Origin of the sequence: Mangrovimicrobium sediminis (assembly GCF_004745945.1) — a bacterium.
Lineage (GTDB): Bacteria > Pseudomonadota > Gammaproteobacteria > Pseudomonadales > Halieaceae > Mangrovimicrobium > Mangrovimicrobium sediminis.
In genome coordinates this window covers 274,411-291,159 of record NZ_SRLE01000006.1, presented here as the reverse complement: position 1 = coordinate 291,159, position 16,749 = coordinate 274,411, and the positions used below count along the sequence as shown (strand labels likewise).

The following is a 16,749-nucleotide window of genomic DNA, read 5'->3' as shown; positions in this document are numbered from 1 at the left end:
CCAACGAATAGCAAGCGATTGAGGAATTCTGACAATGGCATCTAAAGACGTATTTTTCGGCGACGACGCCCGTTCCCGCATGCTGGCCGGTGTAAACATCCTGGCCGATGCAGTTAAAGCAACCCTGGGCCCCAAGGGCCGCAACGTAATCCTGGACAAGTCCTTCGGCGCCCCGACCGTGACCAAGGACGGCGTTTCCGTGGCCAAGGAAATCGAGCTGAAAGACAAGTTCGAGAACATGGGCGCGCAAATGGTCAAGGAAGTGGCTTCCCAGGCTTCCGACCAGGCCGGTGACGGCACCACCACCGCGACCGTACTGGCCCAGTCCATCCTCAACGAAGGCCTGAAGTCTGTCGCCGCGGGCATGAACCCGATGGACCTGAAACGCGGCATCGACAAGGCCGTACAGGCCGCTGTGGCAGAGATCGAGAAGATGGCCACTCCCTGTGAGGACAGCAAGGCGATCGCCCAGGTCGGCACCATCTCCGCCAACTCCGACGCCTCTGTCGGCGACATCATCGCCGAGGCCATGGAGAAAGTGGGCAAGGAAGGCGTCATCACCGTTGAAGAAGGTTCCGGCCTGGAAAACGAGCTGGACGTGGTAGAAGGCATGCAGTTCGACCGCGGCTACCTGTCTCCCTACTTCATCAACAACCAGGACAGCATGAGCGTCGAGCAGGACGACCCCTACATCCTGCTGGTCGACAAGAAGATCTCCAACATCCGTGAACTGCTGCCCCTGCTGGAGCAGGTGGCCAAGGCTTCACGCCCGCTGGTGATCATCGCCGAGGACGTCGAAGGCGAAGCGCTGGCCACCCTGGTGGTCAACAACATGCGCGGCATCGTCAAGGTAGCGGCCTGTAAGGCACCGGGCTTCGGCGACCGCCGCAAGGCCATGCTGCAGGACATCGCCATCCTCACCGGCGGTACCGTCATCTCCGAAGAAGTGGGCATGGACCTCGAGTCCGCCACCCTGGAGCACCTGGGTGTCGCCAAGCGCGTGACCATGGACAAGGACAACTCCACCATCATCGACGGTGCAGGTGACCACGACGCCATCAAGTCCCGCGTCAACGAGATTCGCGTACAGATCGAGAACACCTCTTCCGACTACGATCGCGAGAAGCTGCAGGAGCGCGTGGCCAAGCTGGCTGGCGGTGTTGCGGTCATCAAGGTTGGCGCTGCCACCGAGATCGAGATGAAAGAGAAGAAAGCCCGCGTTGAAGACGCGCTGCACGCGACCCGCGCTGCGGTGGAAGAGGGCGTGGTCCCCGGCGGCGGTGTCGCCCTGGTTCGCGCTGTCGCCACCATCGGCGGCCTGAAGGGCGACAACGAAGACCAGAACCACGGTATCGCAGCTGCACTGCGCGCCATGGAAGGTCCGCTGCGCCAGATCGTGGACAACGCTGGTGACGAAGCTTCCGTGGTGCTCGACAAGGTCCGCCAGGGCGAAGGCAACTTCGGCTACAACGCGGCCACCGGCGAGTACGGCGATATGATCGAGCTGGGTATCCTGGACCCGGCCAAGGTCACCCGCACCGCGCTGCAGGCTGCTGGCTCCGTTGCCGGCCTGATGATTACCACCGAGGTGATGGTCGCCGACGCACCGGAAGACAAGGCCGCCGGTGGCGGCATGCCCGACATGGGCGGCATGGGCGGCATGGGCGGCATGATGTAAGCCTCCCGGCTCCCTGACTCGAAAAGCCCGGCAACCGCCGGGCTTTTTTTTGGGCCTCGCTTTTCTTGCCTCGGTGTCAGGTGGCTCGAGGTGGGTTCTGCTGGCCGGCAATCGCGAGTGGCTTGACGCGGTTTTCGCTGGTCGGCAGCCGCGAGCGAGGTAGGCCCCCGTGGCTCCAAAAGCACAGTCGCCTCGGGGCCTACCTCGCTCGCGACTGCCTCTCTCGGAGACTACTCCACTGGTGATCGCCTGCGCGGCCCGGGGGGCTTCGACGGTTGCCGGGAGACCCGCGGGCGGAGCGCTCTGAAGATCGCGCCCCTCCGGGGTGCCCTCAGTCGGTCGGGAGCCTTAAAGCGCTTCGCTGTCTCCCTCCACTCCTTCGGCGCGTCTTTTGCGAGCGCTCCGCCCGCCCGTCTCCCGGCACTTGCGGCTCGAAACTCAGGGGTTGTGGTCCGCAGTTCTCATAGCCAGGAAGCCGTCAGCGCGAACTGCCCGTGCGCGCGGTACGCGCAGTACGATGCGCGGCAACTCGAACCTCCCAATATTTTTCCTCGTGAAATACGAGGCCAACACCCCCGCTGCCAGGCCGACAATGGCGAACTGAGTCCGTAGCAATCTCACAGCAAGCACTCTTTTGCAGGGCAGGAAGCGTCAGTCCTTCCAGGGTGAGTGTGCTTTTCGAACCCTGGAAGGGCTAACGCTTCCGGCCAGTGCCTCGACCCGCGGGCACGATAGAGCGCGTAATTTGATCCCAAAACGGACTGACGCTTCCGGCCAGTGCCTAGACCCGCAGGCACAAAAAAGCCGGCGTAAAAGCCGGCTTCTTCGCACTGCAGGGCAGATCAGCCAAGATTCGCGTTGACGAAGTCCCAGTTGACCAGTTCCCAGAAGGCCGCCAGGTAGTTGGGGCGGGAGTTGCGGTAGTCGATGTAGTAGGCGTGCTCCCACAGGTCGACAGTGAGCAGCGGAGTGACGCTGCTGTCGGTCAGCGGGGTGGCGGCGTTGGAGGTGTTGGCAATGCCTACCGAGCCGTCGGCCTTTTTCACCAGCCAGGTCCAGGAGGAGCCGAAGTTGTTGGCGGCGCTGGTGTTGAACTCTTCCTTGAACGCGTCAAAGGAACCGAAGGCCGCGTCAATGGCGCTGGCGATCGCGCCGGTGGGTGCGCCGCCGCCGTTCGGGCTCAGGCAGTTCCAGTAGAAGGTGTGGTTCCAGATTTGCGCGGCGTTATTGAACACGCCGCCCTCTGAGGACTTGATGATTTCCTCGAGGGATTTCTGCTCCAGGTCGGTACCGGCCGCCAGCCCGTTCAGCTTGTCCACATAGGTTTTGTGGTGTTTGCCGTAGTGGTACTCCAGCGTCTCAGCGGAGATGTGCGGCTCCAGGGCGTCCTGGGCGTAGGGAAGGGCGGGCAATTCAAAGGCCATGAGAGACTCCTTGCTGTAGGTGGGTCGACACATTGTGACAACGCGTCGGGATGATCGCGTCATTCGGGGCAGCGCAGGGCGCCGCGGAATCTCCCCAGTGTATATTATTCCCCCGGTCGCGACCAAATGCCGTGGCAGTAGCCCGCCGCAGTGGGGCTGTTCCTACCTCGGTTTTTTCGATGCGCACCGCGGGATGAACCGGCCGCGGCAGACGCGGACTCGCGGCCGCGTGTTTTGCTCAATTTGCCCCTGTGGCGGGGCTGCGTTGTCCTGTAAGATACGGCCCCAGTCGAGGAGAGCCCGGTATGGTAAAAACGTCAGCAGACAAGAAGTACAAGCGCATCCTGCTCAAGCTGAGTGGCGAGGCGCTGACCGGGAGCGAGAATTTCGGTATCGACCCGCGCGTGCTGGACCAGATGGCGCTGGAAATCGGCCAGCTGGTCGGCATTGGCGTGCAGGTCGGCCTGGTAGTGGGCGGCGGCAACCTGTTCCGTGGGGCTGCGCTGCAGGCGGCGGGCCTGGATCGGGTCACTGGCGACCACATGGGTATGCTGGCCACGGTGATGAACGGCCTGGCCCTGCGCGATGCGCTGGAGCGCTCCAATATCGCGACCCAGGTGATGTCCTCCATCCCCATGAGCGGGGTGGTGGACCACTACGACCGACGCAAGGCGATCCGCGCCCTGTCCAACGGCGACGTGGTGATTTTTTGTGCCGGTACCGGCAACCCGTTCTTCACCACGGATTCAGCCGCCTGCCTGCGCGGTATCGAGGTCGAGGCGGAACTGGTGCTCAAGGCCACCAAGGTGGACGGTGTATACTCCGCCGACCCGATGAAAGTGGCGGACGCGATCCGCTACGAGCGCCTCAGTTACGACGAGGTGCTGGACAAGAAGCTGGAGGTGATGGACCTCACCGCCATCTGCCTGTGCCGGGATCACAGCATGCCGGTGCGGGTTTTCGAAATGGAAAAACAGGGCGCTTTGCTCAATATCGTCCGCGGCGGCGATGTGGGCACCCTGATCGAGTAGCGCCCGGGTCCCCGGAGGAAGCAGTCAGTGATCAACGATATCAAGGCAGAAGCCAGCGAGCGCATGGAGAAAACCCTCGAAGCGCTGGGACACAATTTCAACAAGATCCGCACCGGGCGCGCTCACCCCAGCCTGCTGGACGGGTTGCGCCTCGACTACTACGGCGCGGACACGCCGCTCAACCAGGTCGCCAACATTAACGTGGAAGACGCGCGCACCCTGACCGTCTCCGCCTGGGACAAATCCATGGTGCCGGCCATCGAGAAGGCGATTCTCAAGTCCGACCTCGGTCTCAACCCGGCCACTGCCGGCGAGGTCATCCGCATCCCCATGCCCATGCTCACCGAGGAAACCCGCAAGGGTTACATCCGGCAGGCGCGGCAGGAGGCCGAGGCCGCGCGCGTTTCCGTGCGCAATGCCCGTCGCGACGCCATGGCCATGCTCAAGGACCTGCAGAAGGAAAAGGAAATCGGCGAGGATGACGAGCGCCGTGGCCAGGACGACGTGCAGAAAGTCACCGACGGTTTCATCGCCCGCATCGAGAAGATGCTGGAGGAGAAAGAAGCCGACCTGATGGAGATCTAGGGTCCGCCAGACCCTGCATCCCTGTATATGCCCGGCAGCAAAACCAGCCAAGGCGAGCTCGACGCCAGTACCAGCGTGGTGCCTCGCCACGTCGCCATCATCATGGACGGCAACAACCGCTGGGCGAAACAGCGCAACCTTCCCGGTCACGCCGGCCACCGCGCCGGTGTCGAGGCGGTGCGCAATGTGTTGCGCGCCTGCCGTCACCACGGCGTCGAGGTGCTCACCCTGTTCGCCTTCAGCAGCGAAAACTGGGGTCGCCCGCTGCCCGAGGTGCGCGGCCTGCTGGCCCTGCTCTCGCGCTACCTGCGCAGCGAGGTGCGCGAACTGCACAAGGACGGCATCCGCCTGCGTTTCATCGGCCAGCGCAGCCGCTTCAGCTCGCGTTTGCAGCGCCTGATGCAGCAGTCCGAACACATGACCGCCGGCAACACCGAGGCCACCGTGGTTATCGCCGTGGACTACGGCGGCCAGTGGGATATCGCCGAGGCCGCGCGCAAGCTGGCGCAGCAGGTACAGGCCGGCACCCTGGAACCGGAGGCGATCGACGCGGCGCTGATCGACCGCAATATCTCGATCAGCGACCTGCCGCGCCCGGACCTGTGTATCCGCACCGGCGGCGACGCGCGCATCAGCAACTTCATGCTCTGGCACTTCGCCTACAGCGAGCTGTATTTCACCAACACCCTGTGGCCGGATTTCGGCGAACTGGAGTTCGCCCGCGCCCTGGCGGATTACAGCCGCCGCGAGCGCCGCTTCGGCCTGCGCGACCCGGACGGGCTGGCCTCAGGCGTACAGGCCGATGCTTAAGCAGCGCATTATCACCGCGATCATCATGGCCGGCCTGTTCCTGGCCGGCGTGTTCCTGCTGCCGCTCAAGGCGCTGGCGGTGGTGTTCGGCCTGATGGTGCTGGCCGGCGCCTGGGAGTGGGCTCACCTGGCCGGCTGGAAGTCGCCGCTGGCGCGGGTGGCCTACATGCTGGTGCTCGCGGCGATACTGGTCGCCCTCTACCTGCACGCGTCGCTGGGCGAAGCGCCGACCCGCGAGCGGGTGCAGCCGATTCTCGGCCTGGCCTGCCTGTGGTGGTCCTTCGCGCTGCTCTGGGTGAAGTCCTACCCGGCCAGTGCCGCCATGTGGAGCAACCTGCCGATGCGCAGCCTGATGGGGCTGTTGATCCTGGCACCGGCCTGGGCCGCGGCAGTCTACCTGCTGAGTTATCCCCACGGCGGCCTGCTGATGGTGATCCTGGTGCTGATCGTCGCGGTGGCGGATATCGGCGCCTATTTCACCGGCAAGACCCTGGGTAAGCACAAGATGGCGCCCTCGGTGAGCCCGGCCAAGACCTGGGAGGGTTTCTGGGGCGGTGTGGCCAGTGTAGCCGTCACCGGCGTGCTGCTGTGGACCCTGCTGCCCGCGCGCGGCGACCATATCTCCCTGCCCGCGGCGCTGGCAGTCGTGCTGGCCAGCAGCATGGCCTCGGTGGTCGGCGATCTCAGCGTCAGCATGGTCAAGCGGCAGATCGGCGCCAAGGACAGCGGCAACCTGCTGCCTGGCCACGGTGGCCTGCTCGACCGGCTCGACAGCCTGTGCGGCGCCGCGCCGGTATTCGCCCTGGGCGTCCTGCTGGCGGGCTGGTGAATATGAATACCCCCCTGCGCCAGGTCAGCGTGCTCGGCAGCACCGGCTCCATCGGTGTCAGCACCCTGGACGTCATTGCCCGGCACCCCTCCGAGTTCGCAGTGTATGCGCTCGCCGCCAACCGCTCGCTGGAGGCGATGCTCGCCCAGTGCCTTGAGCACCGGCCGCGCTACGCCGTCTTGATGGATGCGGACGCCGCCACGCAGTTGGAGGCGCGCCTCGCCGGGTGCAGCGATACCGTGGTGTTGCAGGGCGAGGTGGGGCTGGAACAGGTGGTTACCGCGGCCGAGGTCGATTGCGTGATGGCGGCAATTGTCGGCGCCGCCGGCCTGCCCTCGACGCTGGCCGCGGCCAATGCCGGCAAGACTATCCTGCTCGCCAACAAGGAATCCCTGGTGATGGGCGGCCACCTGCTGATGCAGGCGGTGCGCCGCAGCGGCGCGCGGCTGCTGCCGATCGACAGTGAACACAATGCAATCTTCCAGTGCATGCCGGTAGACGGCGAGGCGCGCCCCGGGCTCGCCGGGGTCAGCAAGGTGCTGCTCACCGCGTCGGGCGGGCCGTTTCGCCACTGGAGCCTGGCGCAGATGCACGCCGCCACGCCGGATCAGGCCTGTGCCCACCCCAACTGGTCCATGGGCCGCAAGATATCCGTCGATTCCGCCTCGCTGATGAACAAGGGGCTGGAGTTCATCGAGGCCTGCTGGCTGTTCGACCTGCGCCCGGACCAGGTCGAGGTGGTCGTGCACCCGCAGAGCATCATTCATTCCATGGTCCAGTACACCGATGGCTCGGTGCTGGCGCAGCTCGGCAACCCCGATATGCGCACGCCGATCGCCTACGGCCTGGGCTGGCCGCAGCGGCTGGCGTCCGGGGTCGCCCCGCTGGACCTCATCGCCACCGCGCGGCTGGATTTCGAGGCGCCGGACGAAGCGCGTTTCCCCTGCCTGCGCCTGGCGCGCGAGGCGGTGGCCACTGGCGGTACCGCCATGGCCATTTGCAACGCCGCCAACGAGGTTGCAGTCGCGGCCTTCCTCGAAGGCGGCATCCGCTTTACCGACATTCCTGTGGTTATCGAGGGCGTTCTGGAGCGGGTTGCCGCGGTTGAACCCGAGACCCTCGCCGTGGTCGAAGCTGCCGACGGGGAGGCTCGCGCCTGCGCCGGGCAATTGCTCGCCGGCTGGGGCCTGAATAAAGCGGATGTGAAACTCTCTTGATGGATTTACTGGTCACAGTTCTTATCACGCTGGGCACGCTGGCCGTACTGGTGGCGGTCCACGAATTCGGCCATTTCTGGGTGGCGCGGCGCTGCGGTGTGCACGTGCTGCGTTTCTCCATCGGTTTCGGCAAGTCCCTGTACAAGTGGCGCGACTCCCTGGGCACGGAATACAGCATTGCCGCCATTCCCCTGGGTGGCTACGTCAAGATGGTGGACGAGCGCGAGGGCGAAGTGCCTGCAGACCAGCTCGACAAGGCTTTCAACCGCAAGCCGGTGCTGCAGCGCATCGCGGTAGTCGCCGCCGGCCCCCTGGCCAACCTGATCCTGGCGGTAGTAGCCTACTGGTTCCTGTTCATGGCGGGGGAGAGCGGTTATGCGCCCCTGATCGGCAAGGTGGAGCCGGGCTCGGTCGCCGAGGTCGCAGGGCTCGAGGCGGGGCAGGAAATCGTCTCGGTGGACGGCCAGGAGACGCCGACCTGGCAGGCGCTGAGTTTCGCCCTGCTGGAGCGCATCGGTGATACCGGCACCATTACCTTCGCCACCAAATACCGCGGTTCGGACCTGGTCTACGAGTCCGAGGCGCACATCCAGCGCTGGCTATCCGACCAGGACGAACCCGACCTGTTCGGCGGGCTGGGCCTGACCATGTACACGCCGGACGTGCCGCCGGTGGTGAACGAGGTAGTCGATGACAGCGCGGCCGAGCGCGCCGGGCTGCTCACCGGCGACCGCATCCTGGCCGCCGACGGCGTGCCCATGGAGAGCTGGATGGACTGGGTCGACTACGTGCGCGAGCGGCCCGATGTCGCGATCATGCTGGATGTCGAGCGCGATGCCAGCCAGCTGCAGCTGCCGATTACCCCCGCACCCTTCACCGAAGACGATGGCAGCGTGATCGGACGCGTCGGGGTCAGCGTGGCGATCCCCGAGATGCCCCCGGAACTGGTGCGCAGTTTCGAGCGCGGGCCGGTTGAGGCGGCGGGTGCGGCCCTGGTGCGCACCGGCGAATTGATCGGCTTCACCGCCACCTCCATCCAGAAAATGCTCACCGGACTCATTTCGCCGAAAAACTTGAGCGGTCCCATCACCATTGCTAAAGTGGCGACCGCCTCGGCGAAGTCGGGCCTGGAGTCCTATATCGGCTTTCTCGCCCTGCTCAGCGTCAGCCTCGGCGTGCTCAACCTGCTGCCTATCCCTGTGCTGGACGGCGGGCACCTGCTGTTTTACAGCATAGAGCTATTGGCGGGGCGACCGGTACCTGAGAAAATACAGACGCTGGGCTACCAGGTGGGCCTGTTTCTGGTCCTGGGTATGATGATGCTGGCCCTGTACAACGATTTTTCGCGCCTGTAGCGACTGCGTCGAGCTGCACAACAATACCCACGGGCCGGACCTGCGAACTGAGTGAACCTTGACTAGAAGACTACCCAAATTCCTGGCGTTGGCCCTGTGCCTGTGGGTGCCAGCGGTACTGGCCGAATCCTTCATTATTTCCGATATCCGGGTCGAGGGCCTGCAGCGTATCTCCGCCGGCAGCGTGTTTGCCGCCCTGCCTGTTGGGGTCGGCGACCTGGTCGACGACGCCGGCGTGCGCGCCGCCGCGCGCGGCCTGTTTGCCACCGGCAATTTCGACGATATCCGCATCGGCCGCGACGGCAACGTGCTGGTTATCGTGGTCGCCGAGCGCCCGAGCATCAGCGAGATCAACATCGAGGGCAACAAGGCGATCGAGACCGAGGCCCTGCTGGAGGGCCTGAAGGGTGCCGGCCTCGCCGTGGGCCAGGTGTTCCAGCGCTCCACCCTGGAAGGCATGCAGATGGAACTGCAGCGCCAGTACGTGCAACAGGGCCGCTACGACGCGAATATCGATGCCGAGGTCGTGCCCGAGCCGCGCAACCGGGTGTCGATCAGCATCGACGTCGACGAGGGCACGGTCGCCGCGATCAAGCACATCAACGTGGTCGGCAACCAGATCTTCGGCGACGACGAGCTGACCAAGGTGTTCGAACTGCAGACCACCGGCTGGCTGTCATTCTTCACCAACGACGACAAGTACTCCAAGGAGAAGCTGCAGGGCGACCTGGAAAAGCTCACCTCCTACTACATGGACCGCGGCTACCTGCAGTTCCGCATCGACTCCACCCAGGTCTCGGTGTCGCCGGACAAGCGCGAGGTGTTCATCACCGCCAACGTCACCGAGGGCGAGAAATTCACCGTCGGTTCGGTGGACCTCTCCGGCGACCTGGTGCTGCCCGAGGAAGACCTGCGCCGCTTCCTGCTGGTCGCCGAGGGGCAGACCTTCTCCCAGCAACTGGTCACCTCCACCGAGGAGTACATGACCCGCCGCCTGGGCAACGAGGGCTACAACTTTGCCAAGGTGACCGGTATTCCCGAGGTGGAAGAGGGCACCAACGTCGTCAGCATGAAGTTCTTCGTCGACCCCGGCAAGCGCACCTACGTGCGCCGCATCAGCTTCAAGGGCAACCAGCGCACAGCGGATTCCGTACTGCGCCGTGAGATGCGCCAGATGGAGAGCGCGCCGGCCTCGGCCGCGAATATCGAGCAGTCGCGGGTGCGCCTCGAGCGCCTGGGCTACTTCAGCAAGGCCACCGTGGATACTCCCGCGGTCGCCGGCCACGACGACCTGATCGACCTGGACTTCGAGGTCGAGGAGCAGTCCTCGGGCAGCATCGGCGCCAGCTTCGGTTACGCCCAGGACGCGGGCCTGATCCTCGGCCTGAACCTGCAGCAGGACAACTTCCTGGGCACCGGCAAGCGCGTCGGCATCAACCTGAACTCGTCCAAGTACCAGGATTCCTACAACTTCAGCTACACCAACCCGTATTACACCGAGGACGGTGTGAGCCGCGGCTTCAACCTCTACTACCGCTCCACCGACCTCTCCGAGGTCAACGTGGCGAGCTACACCACGGATACCCTGGGTGCGGCGCTCAACTTCGGCTACCCGATCAGCGAGACCCAGCGCCTGGGCTTCAGCTTCGGCGCGGCTGAAACCAAGATCACCACGGGGATCTACGCGGTACAGGAAATCCAGGCCAGCCCGCGCCTGAGCAACCGCTACGACTACTGGTTCGAGAGCCAGCTGCAGCCCGACGGCACCTACGCCGACGTGGAGGAGCTGCTGCCCATCGAAACCCTGCCGCCGGAGTACCTCAGCCCACCGACAGAACTGGGTTTCCTGGATGAGAACGGCAACAACTTCCTCAACTACACGATCACCTCCAGCTGGAGCCAGTCGACCCTGAACCGGGGTCGCTTCGCCACCCGCGGCGCGGCCAACTCGGTATCGCTGGAAGTGTCGGTGCCGTTCTCCGACCTCGAGTTCTACAAGCTCAACTACCGCGGCGAGATCTACTTCCCGATCACCAACGCCTGGACCCTGCGCCTGCGCAGCGAATTGGGCTATGGCGACGGTTACGGCGATACCACCACCCTGCCGTTCTTCGAGCATTTCTTCTCCGGCGGCTTCGGTTCGGTGCGCGGCTTCAAGAGCAATACTCTCGGCCCGCGCTCGACGCCCGCCGAGCTGTACGCCACTGGCCGGGCGGCGATTGCCCTGGATGAAAACGGTGTGCCCACCTTCTCCAACGAATTCGGCTACGCGGCGAGCGACGGCAAGATTCTGTTCACGCCCAACCGTGACGACCCCGACCCCTTCGGCGGCAACGTGCTGATCGAGGGCGGCGCGGAGCTCATCTTCCCGCTGCCGTTTATCGAGGACCAGAGCCAGCTGCGCTCGGCCTTCTTCTTTGATGCCGGCAACGTGTTTTCCACCGAGTGCGGCTCTTCGCAGATCAACTGTTTCGACGTCGACCTGCAGGAACTGCGTTACTCGGTGGGTGTCGGTGTCACCTGGGTTACGGGTTTCGGCCCGATGACCTTCAGCCTCGCCAAGCCGATCAACGCGGACGACGCGGATCGCGAAGAGGTATTCCAGTTCACTCTCGGACGTGGTTTCTGAGAGCAATGCACGCAATGCACCAAGCCCGGAGAATATCGTGTCTAAAGTTCTGAAAGTCCTAGTAACCTGCCTGCTGTTCAGCCTGCCCGCCGCGGCCATGGCCCAGGGCAAGATCGCCGTGGTCAACTTGCAGGAGGCTATCCTGCAGACCGACCTCGCACAAAAGCGCCTGCAGGACGTGTACAACCAGGAAGACTTCAAGGCGGACAAGGCCGAGTTCGACAAGCTCAAGAAAGAGCTCGACGACCTGGTCAAGAGCTACCAGAAGGACGCCGCGGTAATGAGTCAGGAGCAGCAGACCTCGGTGCGCCAGAAGCTGGCCAGCAAGCAGTCCGACCTCGAACACGTGGCCGGCAAGCTCAAGCAGGCGGAAGCTGCGGCGGCGCAATCCCTGCTGCAGGAAATGTCCGCCAAGGTCCAGGAAGTGCTGCGCGACCTGATCGCCACCGAAGGCATCGGCCTGCTGCTGCGCCAGGAAGCGGTCATCCACTCCGACGCCGGCTACAGCATCACCGCCAAGGTTACCGACAAGCTGAACCAGATCAGCGCCAAGGAGTAAGCCCCCGGTGACAACCCTGGGGGAGCTGGCGCAGCGCTTCGGCCTGACGCTGTCAGGCGACCCCGCTCGCCAGGTCTCCGGGTTGTCCACGCTGGTTGAGGCCGGCCCGCAAGACCTCACCTTCCTGTCGAACCGCAAGTACCTCGCCGCCCTGGACGACACCCGTGCAGCGGCGGTGATCCTGCAGCCCGAGTTCGCCGCGCGCTGCCCGGTGGACTCCCTGCACACCGACGACCCCTATCTCGCCTTTGCCCGCCTGACCGCGCTGTTCGATCGCGCGCCGCTCCCGGCGGCAGGTATCGACCCGCGTGCCGTTGTCGATCCTTCCGCGGAGGTGGACGCCAGCGCCAGTATCGGTGCCGGCGCGGTGGTCGAGGCCGGGGCGCGTATCGGTCCGCGCACGGTGGTCGGCGCGAACTGCCACGTCGGCGCGGATTGCCGGCTCGGGCCCGGCACACGCCTGTACCCCGGCGTCGTGCTGTACCACGACGTGCACCTGGGCGAGGACTGCACGGTGCACTCGGGGGCGGTACTCGGCGCGGACGGATTCGGGTTTGCGCCCGGGCCGCAGGGCTGGGAGAAGATCCACCAGCTCGGCGGGGTGCGCATCGGCGATCGCGTTGAAATCGGTGCGGGCACCACCATCGACCGCGGCGCGCTCGGTCACACGGTGATCGCGGATGGGGTTATCATCGACAACCAGGTGATGATTGCGCACAACTGTCGCATCGGAAAAAATACCGCGATAGCCGGTTGCGTGGGTTTGGCGGGGAGCACGATTATAGGCGAAAATTGTACGCTCGCCGGGGGTGTCGGCGTGGTTGGCCACGTGGAACTATGCGATGGCGTACACGTGACGGGAATGACGATGGTGACGCGGTCTATCACCCAGCCAGGTTCCTATTCCTCGGGTACGCCCATGGAACCCACGCGGCAGTGGCGGCGCAACGCGGTGCGATTTTCCCAGCTCGAACGTCTCAACCAGCGTTTCGCCGACCTCGAAAAGACCCGCCATAACTAGCCAAAGGAATTGTCTTCCCCATGATGGAAACCAACGAGATTCGCAAATACCTGCCGCACCGCTACCCCTTCCTGCTGGTGGACCGGGTGGTGGAGCTGACCGAGGGCGAATCCATCGTCGCCTACAAGAACATCAGCATCAACGAGCCGTTCTTCAACGGACATTTTCCGGAAAAGCCGGTGTTTCCCGGCGTGTTGCTGATCGAGGCGATGGCCCAGGCCGCCGGCATCCTCGGCTTCAAGACCGTGAACAAGACGCCGGCGGACGGCTCGATCTACTATTTCGTGGGCTGTGACAACCTGCGCTTCAAGCGCCCGATCATCCCCGGCGACCGCGTCATGCTGCGCGCGAAGATCGTCTCCGAGCGCCGCGGTATCTGGAAGTTCGAGGTCAGCGCCGACGTCGATGGTGAAATGGCCGCCTCTGCGACGATTCTATGCGCTGACCGATGATCCATGCCTCGGCCATCGTCGATCCCGCCGCGAAACTGGCCGAGGGTGTCAGTGTAGGGCCATGGTCGATGATCGGGCCGGAGGTGGAGATCGGGCCGGGCACCATCATCGAACCACACGTGGTGGTGCGCGGCCCCACACGCATCGGTGCCAATAACCACATCTACCAGTTCTCCAGCATCGGCGAGGCCACGCCGGACCTCAAGTACGCCAACGAACCCACCCGCCTGGTGATCGGCGACCACAACGTGATTCGCGAGGGTGTCACCATCCACCGCGGCACCGTGCAGGACCGCTCCGAGACTACCATCGGCAACCACAACCTGATCATGGCCTACGCCCATGTCGGCCATGACTCGGTGCTCGGCGATCACACCATCCTGGTCAACAACACCGCCCTGGCCGGCCACGTGCACGTTGGCGACTGGGCCATCCTCAGCGGTTACACCCTGGTCCACCAGTTCTGCAAGATCGGCGCCCATGCCTTCAGCGGTATGGGCACGGCCATCGGCAAGGACGTTCCGGCCTATGTGACCGTGTCCGGCTCGCCCGCCGAGGCCAAGACCATCAACACCGAGGGCCTGCGCCGGCGCGGTTTTTCTGCCGAGTCCATCAGCCAGTTGCGCCGCGCGTTCAAGATTGTCTATCGCCAGGGCCTGACCCTGGACCTCGCCATGCAGCGCCTGGAGAGCATGCGCCAGGAAGCCCCCGAGGTGCAGTTGCTGATCGACTCCATTCGCGCCTCGGAGCGGGGCATCGTCCGCTAGATGTCCCCCCGCGCCCTGCGCATCGGTGTGCTGGCGGGCGAGGCCTCCGGCGATATCCTTGCCGCCAGCGTGGTGTCCGCCCTGCGCGAGTCGGGCTGCGGGGTGCAACTCGAAGGTATCGGCGGCCCTCTGCTGCAGGCCCAGGGGCTGGATTCGATGTTTCCCATGGAGCGGCTGTCGGTGATGGGTTTTACCGAACCGCTGGCGCGCCTGCCTGAACTGCTGCGCATCCGCGGCGCCGTGTACCGGCATTTCCGCGACAATCCCCCGGACCTGTTCCTCGGTGTCGACGCGCCGGACTTCAACCTGCGCCTGGAGCGCAAGCTGCGCGAGCGCGGCATACGCACCGCGCACCTGGTCAGTCCCACCGTGTGGGCCTGGCGCCAGGGCCGCCTACGCGGTATTGGTCGCGCGGTGGACCTGATGCTCTGCCTGTTCCCCTTCGAGACGAAAATCTACGCCGACAATGGCATTCCCGCGGTATTTGTCGGCCACCCGATGGCGGACGAGATGGCCGATACTGCCGATGCGGGCGTCGCCCGGCGTGCACTGGGTTTAACCGATACCGGTCCGCTGCTGGCCATCCTCCCCGGCAGCCGCGGCGGTGAGGTGGCGCGCCTCGCACCGCTGTTCCTGCAGGCCGCTCAGCGCTTGCGCGATTCGGTCCCGGCGCTGCAGTTCGTGCTGCCGGCGGCCAGTCCTGAACGCGCCGCACAGCTGGCGCCGCTGCTGACCCAGTTCCCGGACTTGCCGGTGACGGTCACCGAGGGCCGCGCCCGCGAGGCGATGGCAGCCGCGGATGCGGTGTTGCTGGCGTCGGGTACTGCGACCCTGGAGACCATGCTGGTGGGGCGACCGATGGTGGTCGCCTATCGCATGGGCGGGCTGTCCTGGTGGCTGGTGTCGCGGCTGGTGAAAACCCCCTGGGCAGCCCTGCCCAACGTGCTTTCGGCGAGTGACCTGGTGCCCGAGTTCCTGCAGGACGCCGCGACACCGCAGGTGCTGGCAGACGCTGTGCTGCCGTTGCTCGAACCGGGTCCGGCGCGGGACACGCAATTGGAGGCGTTCAACCGTATGCGCGCGGACCTGCGCTGCGATTTCGGCGCGACCTGTGCCCGCGAGCTGCTGCGCCTGGTCGCGGGAGAGACTACGGCGGAGGGAGTCGGTGGCTGACCTGTTCACACCCGACTACGAGGGCGCCGACATCGCCGGTGTCGATGAAGTCGGCCGCGGGCCCCTGGCGGGCGATGTGGTGGCGGCGGCGGTAATCCTCGACCCGGCGCGTCCCATCCCCGGCCTGCGCGATTCCAAGAAACTCAGCGAGGCGCGCCGCGAGGCGCTGGCCCTGGAGATCCGTGAACACGCCCTGGCCTGGTGCGTGGCTCGCGCCAGCGTCGCCGAGATCGATGACATGAATATCCTGCAGGCTTCGCTGCTGGCCATGCATCGCGCCGTGGATGGGTTGTCTACCGCGCCCGGCTACGTGCTGGTGGACGGCAACCGCCTGCCGCGCTGGGACTATCACTCGGAGCCGGTGGTGAAGGGCGACGACCGCGTGCCGGCGATTGCCGCCGCCTCGATCCTGGCCAAGGTACAGCGCGACTACGAGCTGGTGGAATTGGAGGGGATGTACCCGGGCTACGGCTTCGCCCGGCACAAGGGCTACCCGACAGCCGAACATCTGGAGGCATTGCGCCGCCTGGGCGTGACCCCGGTGCACCGGCGCAGCTTCGCGCCGGTGCGGGCCCTGCTGGAAGAGTGAGCCCGGACTGTTGTGGAAGAGTGAGCGCAGGCCCGGGTAGAGCGTTGAGCGCGGGCTAGTCGATCAACTCGAACAACTTCACGACCTTCTGCACGCCACCGATGCTCGAGGCCTGGTCGACAATGCGCTCTACTTCAGCGCGGGTGGCCAGGCCCATCAGGAACACCACGCCGTTCTCCGTGACCACCTTGACCCGATAGCCCTGCACGTCCGGGTTGCCCAGCATGTAGGACTTCACCTTGGTGGTGATCCAGGAATCCGAGGTGCGGGTCATGCCGGAACTGGGCGCGGCGATTTCCAGTTCGTTGTAGATGCGACGCACGCCGCGAATCTTGCGCACCACGTCGGTGGCGCGGTTCTTCAGGGTCTCATTGGGCACCTGCCCGGCCAGCAGCACGTAGCCGTTGTAACTGACCACGACGATGTGCGCCTCGTCATAGGCCTCGTCGGCGGCGTGGATGTTGACCATCGCCTTGGTCTCGATGTTGTAGTCCTCGAGCATGTAACCCATGGTGCGCTCGCCCTCGTCCTCCTCGATGGGCTCCGCGTCCATGCTGCTGAGCAGCGATCCGCAGCCGGGCAGGGCGAGCAGGCCGAGGGTGAGCAGGGCGGGCAACAGTTTGTTCATCG

The 16,749-nt window shown here is 65.0% G+C and carries 16 protein-coding genes; 14 read left to right on the top strand and 2 right to left on the bottom strand.

The window, feature by feature from the left end:
• The first annotated feature begins 34 nt into the window (after positions 1-34).
• Complete coding sequence (gene groL / locus E4634_RS08115) at positions 35-1,678, top strand: chaperonin GroEL (protein WP_135442621.1); 1,644 nt, start codon at positions 35-37, stop codon at positions 1,676-1,678.
• An 842-nt stretch (positions 1,679-2,520) separates the two neighbouring features.
• Here the strand turns inward: groL and E4634_RS08110 are convergent.
• Complete coding sequence (locus E4634_RS08110) at positions 2,521-3,102, bottom strand: superoxide dismutase (protein WP_135442619.1); 582 nt, start codon at positions 3,100-3,102, stop codon at positions 2,521-2,523.
• A 305-nt stretch (positions 3,103-3,407) separates the two neighbouring features.
• Here E4634_RS08110 and pyrH point away from each other — a divergent pair, with 305 nt between their 5' ends.
• Genes pyrH through rnhB form a run of 13 tightly spaced genes read left to right on the top strand, consistent with a single transcriptional unit; the run spans position 3,408 to position 16,119 of the window.
• A complete protein-coding gene (gene pyrH / locus E4634_RS08105; RefSeq protein ID WP_135442617.1) occupies positions 3,408-4,133 on the top strand; it encodes a UMP kinase in 726 nt (241 codons plus the stop codon).
• 27 nt (positions 4,134-4,160) lie between these two features.
• On the top strand, positions 4,161-4,718 hold the full coding sequence (gene frr, locus E4634_RS08100; RefSeq protein WP_135442615.1) for a ribosome recycling factor: 558 nt from the start codon (positions 4,161-4,163) through the stop codon (positions 4,716-4,718).
• Between the two features lie 27 nt (positions 4,719-4,745).
• A complete protein-coding gene (gene uppS / locus E4634_RS08095; RefSeq protein WP_135442613.1) occupies positions 4,746-5,528 on the top strand; it encodes a polyprenyl diphosphate synthase in 783 nt (260 codons plus the stop codon).
• Positions 5,521-6,357, top strand: a complete 837-nt coding sequence (locus E4634_RS08090) for a phosphatidate cytidylyltransferase (RefSeq protein WP_135442610.1) — start codon at positions 5,521-5,523, stop codon at positions 6,355-6,357. The genes uppS and E4634_RS08090 overlap by 8 nt, the downstream gene beginning before the upstream one ends.
• A gap of 2 nt (positions 6,358-6,359) precedes the next feature.
• Positions 6,360-7,574, top strand: coding sequence for a 1-deoxy-D-xylulose-5-phosphate reductoisomerase (ispC, locus tag E4634_RS08085; protein WP_135442609.1), 1,215 nt, complete (start codon positions 6,360-6,362; stop codon positions 7,572-7,574).
• Positions 7,574-8,929 (top strand): RIP metalloprotease RseP, encoded by a 1,356-nt coding sequence (gene rseP / locus E4634_RS08080; protein ID WP_135442606.1) that lies wholly within the window; start codon positions 7,574-7,576, stop codon positions 8,927-8,929. Before ispC ends, rseP begins: the two co-directional genes overlap by 1 nt.
• 58 nt (positions 8,930-8,987) lie before the next feature.
• On the top strand, positions 8,988-11,558 hold the full coding sequence (bamA, locus tag E4634_RS08075) for an outer membrane protein assembly factor BamA (RefSeq protein ID WP_135442603.1): 2,571 nt from the start codon (positions 8,988-8,990) through the stop codon (positions 11,556-11,558).
• A gap of 37 nt (positions 11,559-11,595) precedes the next feature.
• Positions 11,596-12,117, top strand: coding sequence for an OmpH/Skp family outer membrane protein (locus tag E4634_RS08070; RefSeq protein ID WP_240725123.1), 522 nt, complete (start codon positions 11,596-11,598; stop codon positions 12,115-12,117).
• A 7-nt stretch (positions 12,118-12,124) separates the two neighbouring features.
• Positions 12,125-13,138 (top strand): UDP-3-O-(3-hydroxymyristoyl)glucosamine N-acyltransferase, encoded by a 1,014-nt coding sequence (gene lpxD / locus E4634_RS08065; RefSeq protein ID WP_135442601.1) that lies wholly within the window; start codon positions 12,125-12,127, stop codon positions 13,136-13,138.
• A gap of 20 nt (positions 13,139-13,158) precedes the next feature.
• Positions 13,159-13,590, top strand: coding sequence for a 3-hydroxyacyl-ACP dehydratase FabZ (fabZ, locus tag E4634_RS08060; protein ID WP_135442599.1), 432 nt, complete (start codon positions 13,159-13,161; stop codon positions 13,588-13,590).
• Positions 13,587-14,357, top strand: a complete 771-nt coding sequence (gene lpxA, locus E4634_RS08055; RefSeq protein WP_135442597.1) for an acyl-ACP--UDP-N-acetylglucosamine O-acyltransferase — start codon at positions 13,587-13,589, stop codon at positions 14,355-14,357. The genes fabZ and lpxA overlap by 4 nt, the downstream gene beginning before the upstream one ends.
• Positions 14,358-15,530, top strand: a complete 1,173-nt coding sequence (gene lpxB / locus E4634_RS08050) for a lipid-A-disaccharide synthase (RefSeq protein WP_135442596.1) — start codon at positions 14,358-14,360, stop codon at positions 15,528-15,530. It abuts the gene before it with no gap.
• Complete coding sequence (rnhB, locus tag E4634_RS08045) at positions 15,523-16,119, top strand: ribonuclease HII (protein WP_135442594.1); 597 nt, start codon at positions 15,523-15,525, stop codon at positions 16,117-16,119. Before lpxB ends, rnhB begins: the two co-directional genes overlap by 8 nt.
• A gap of 55 nt (positions 16,120-16,174) precedes the next feature.
• On the opposite strand, the gene E4634_RS08040 is transcribed toward rnhB, so the two are convergent.
• Complete coding sequence (locus E4634_RS08040) at positions 16,175-16,747, bottom strand: BON domain-containing protein (protein ID WP_135442592.1); 573 nt, start codon at positions 16,745-16,747, stop codon at positions 16,175-16,177.
• Positions 16,748-16,749 lie beyond the last annotated feature (2 nt).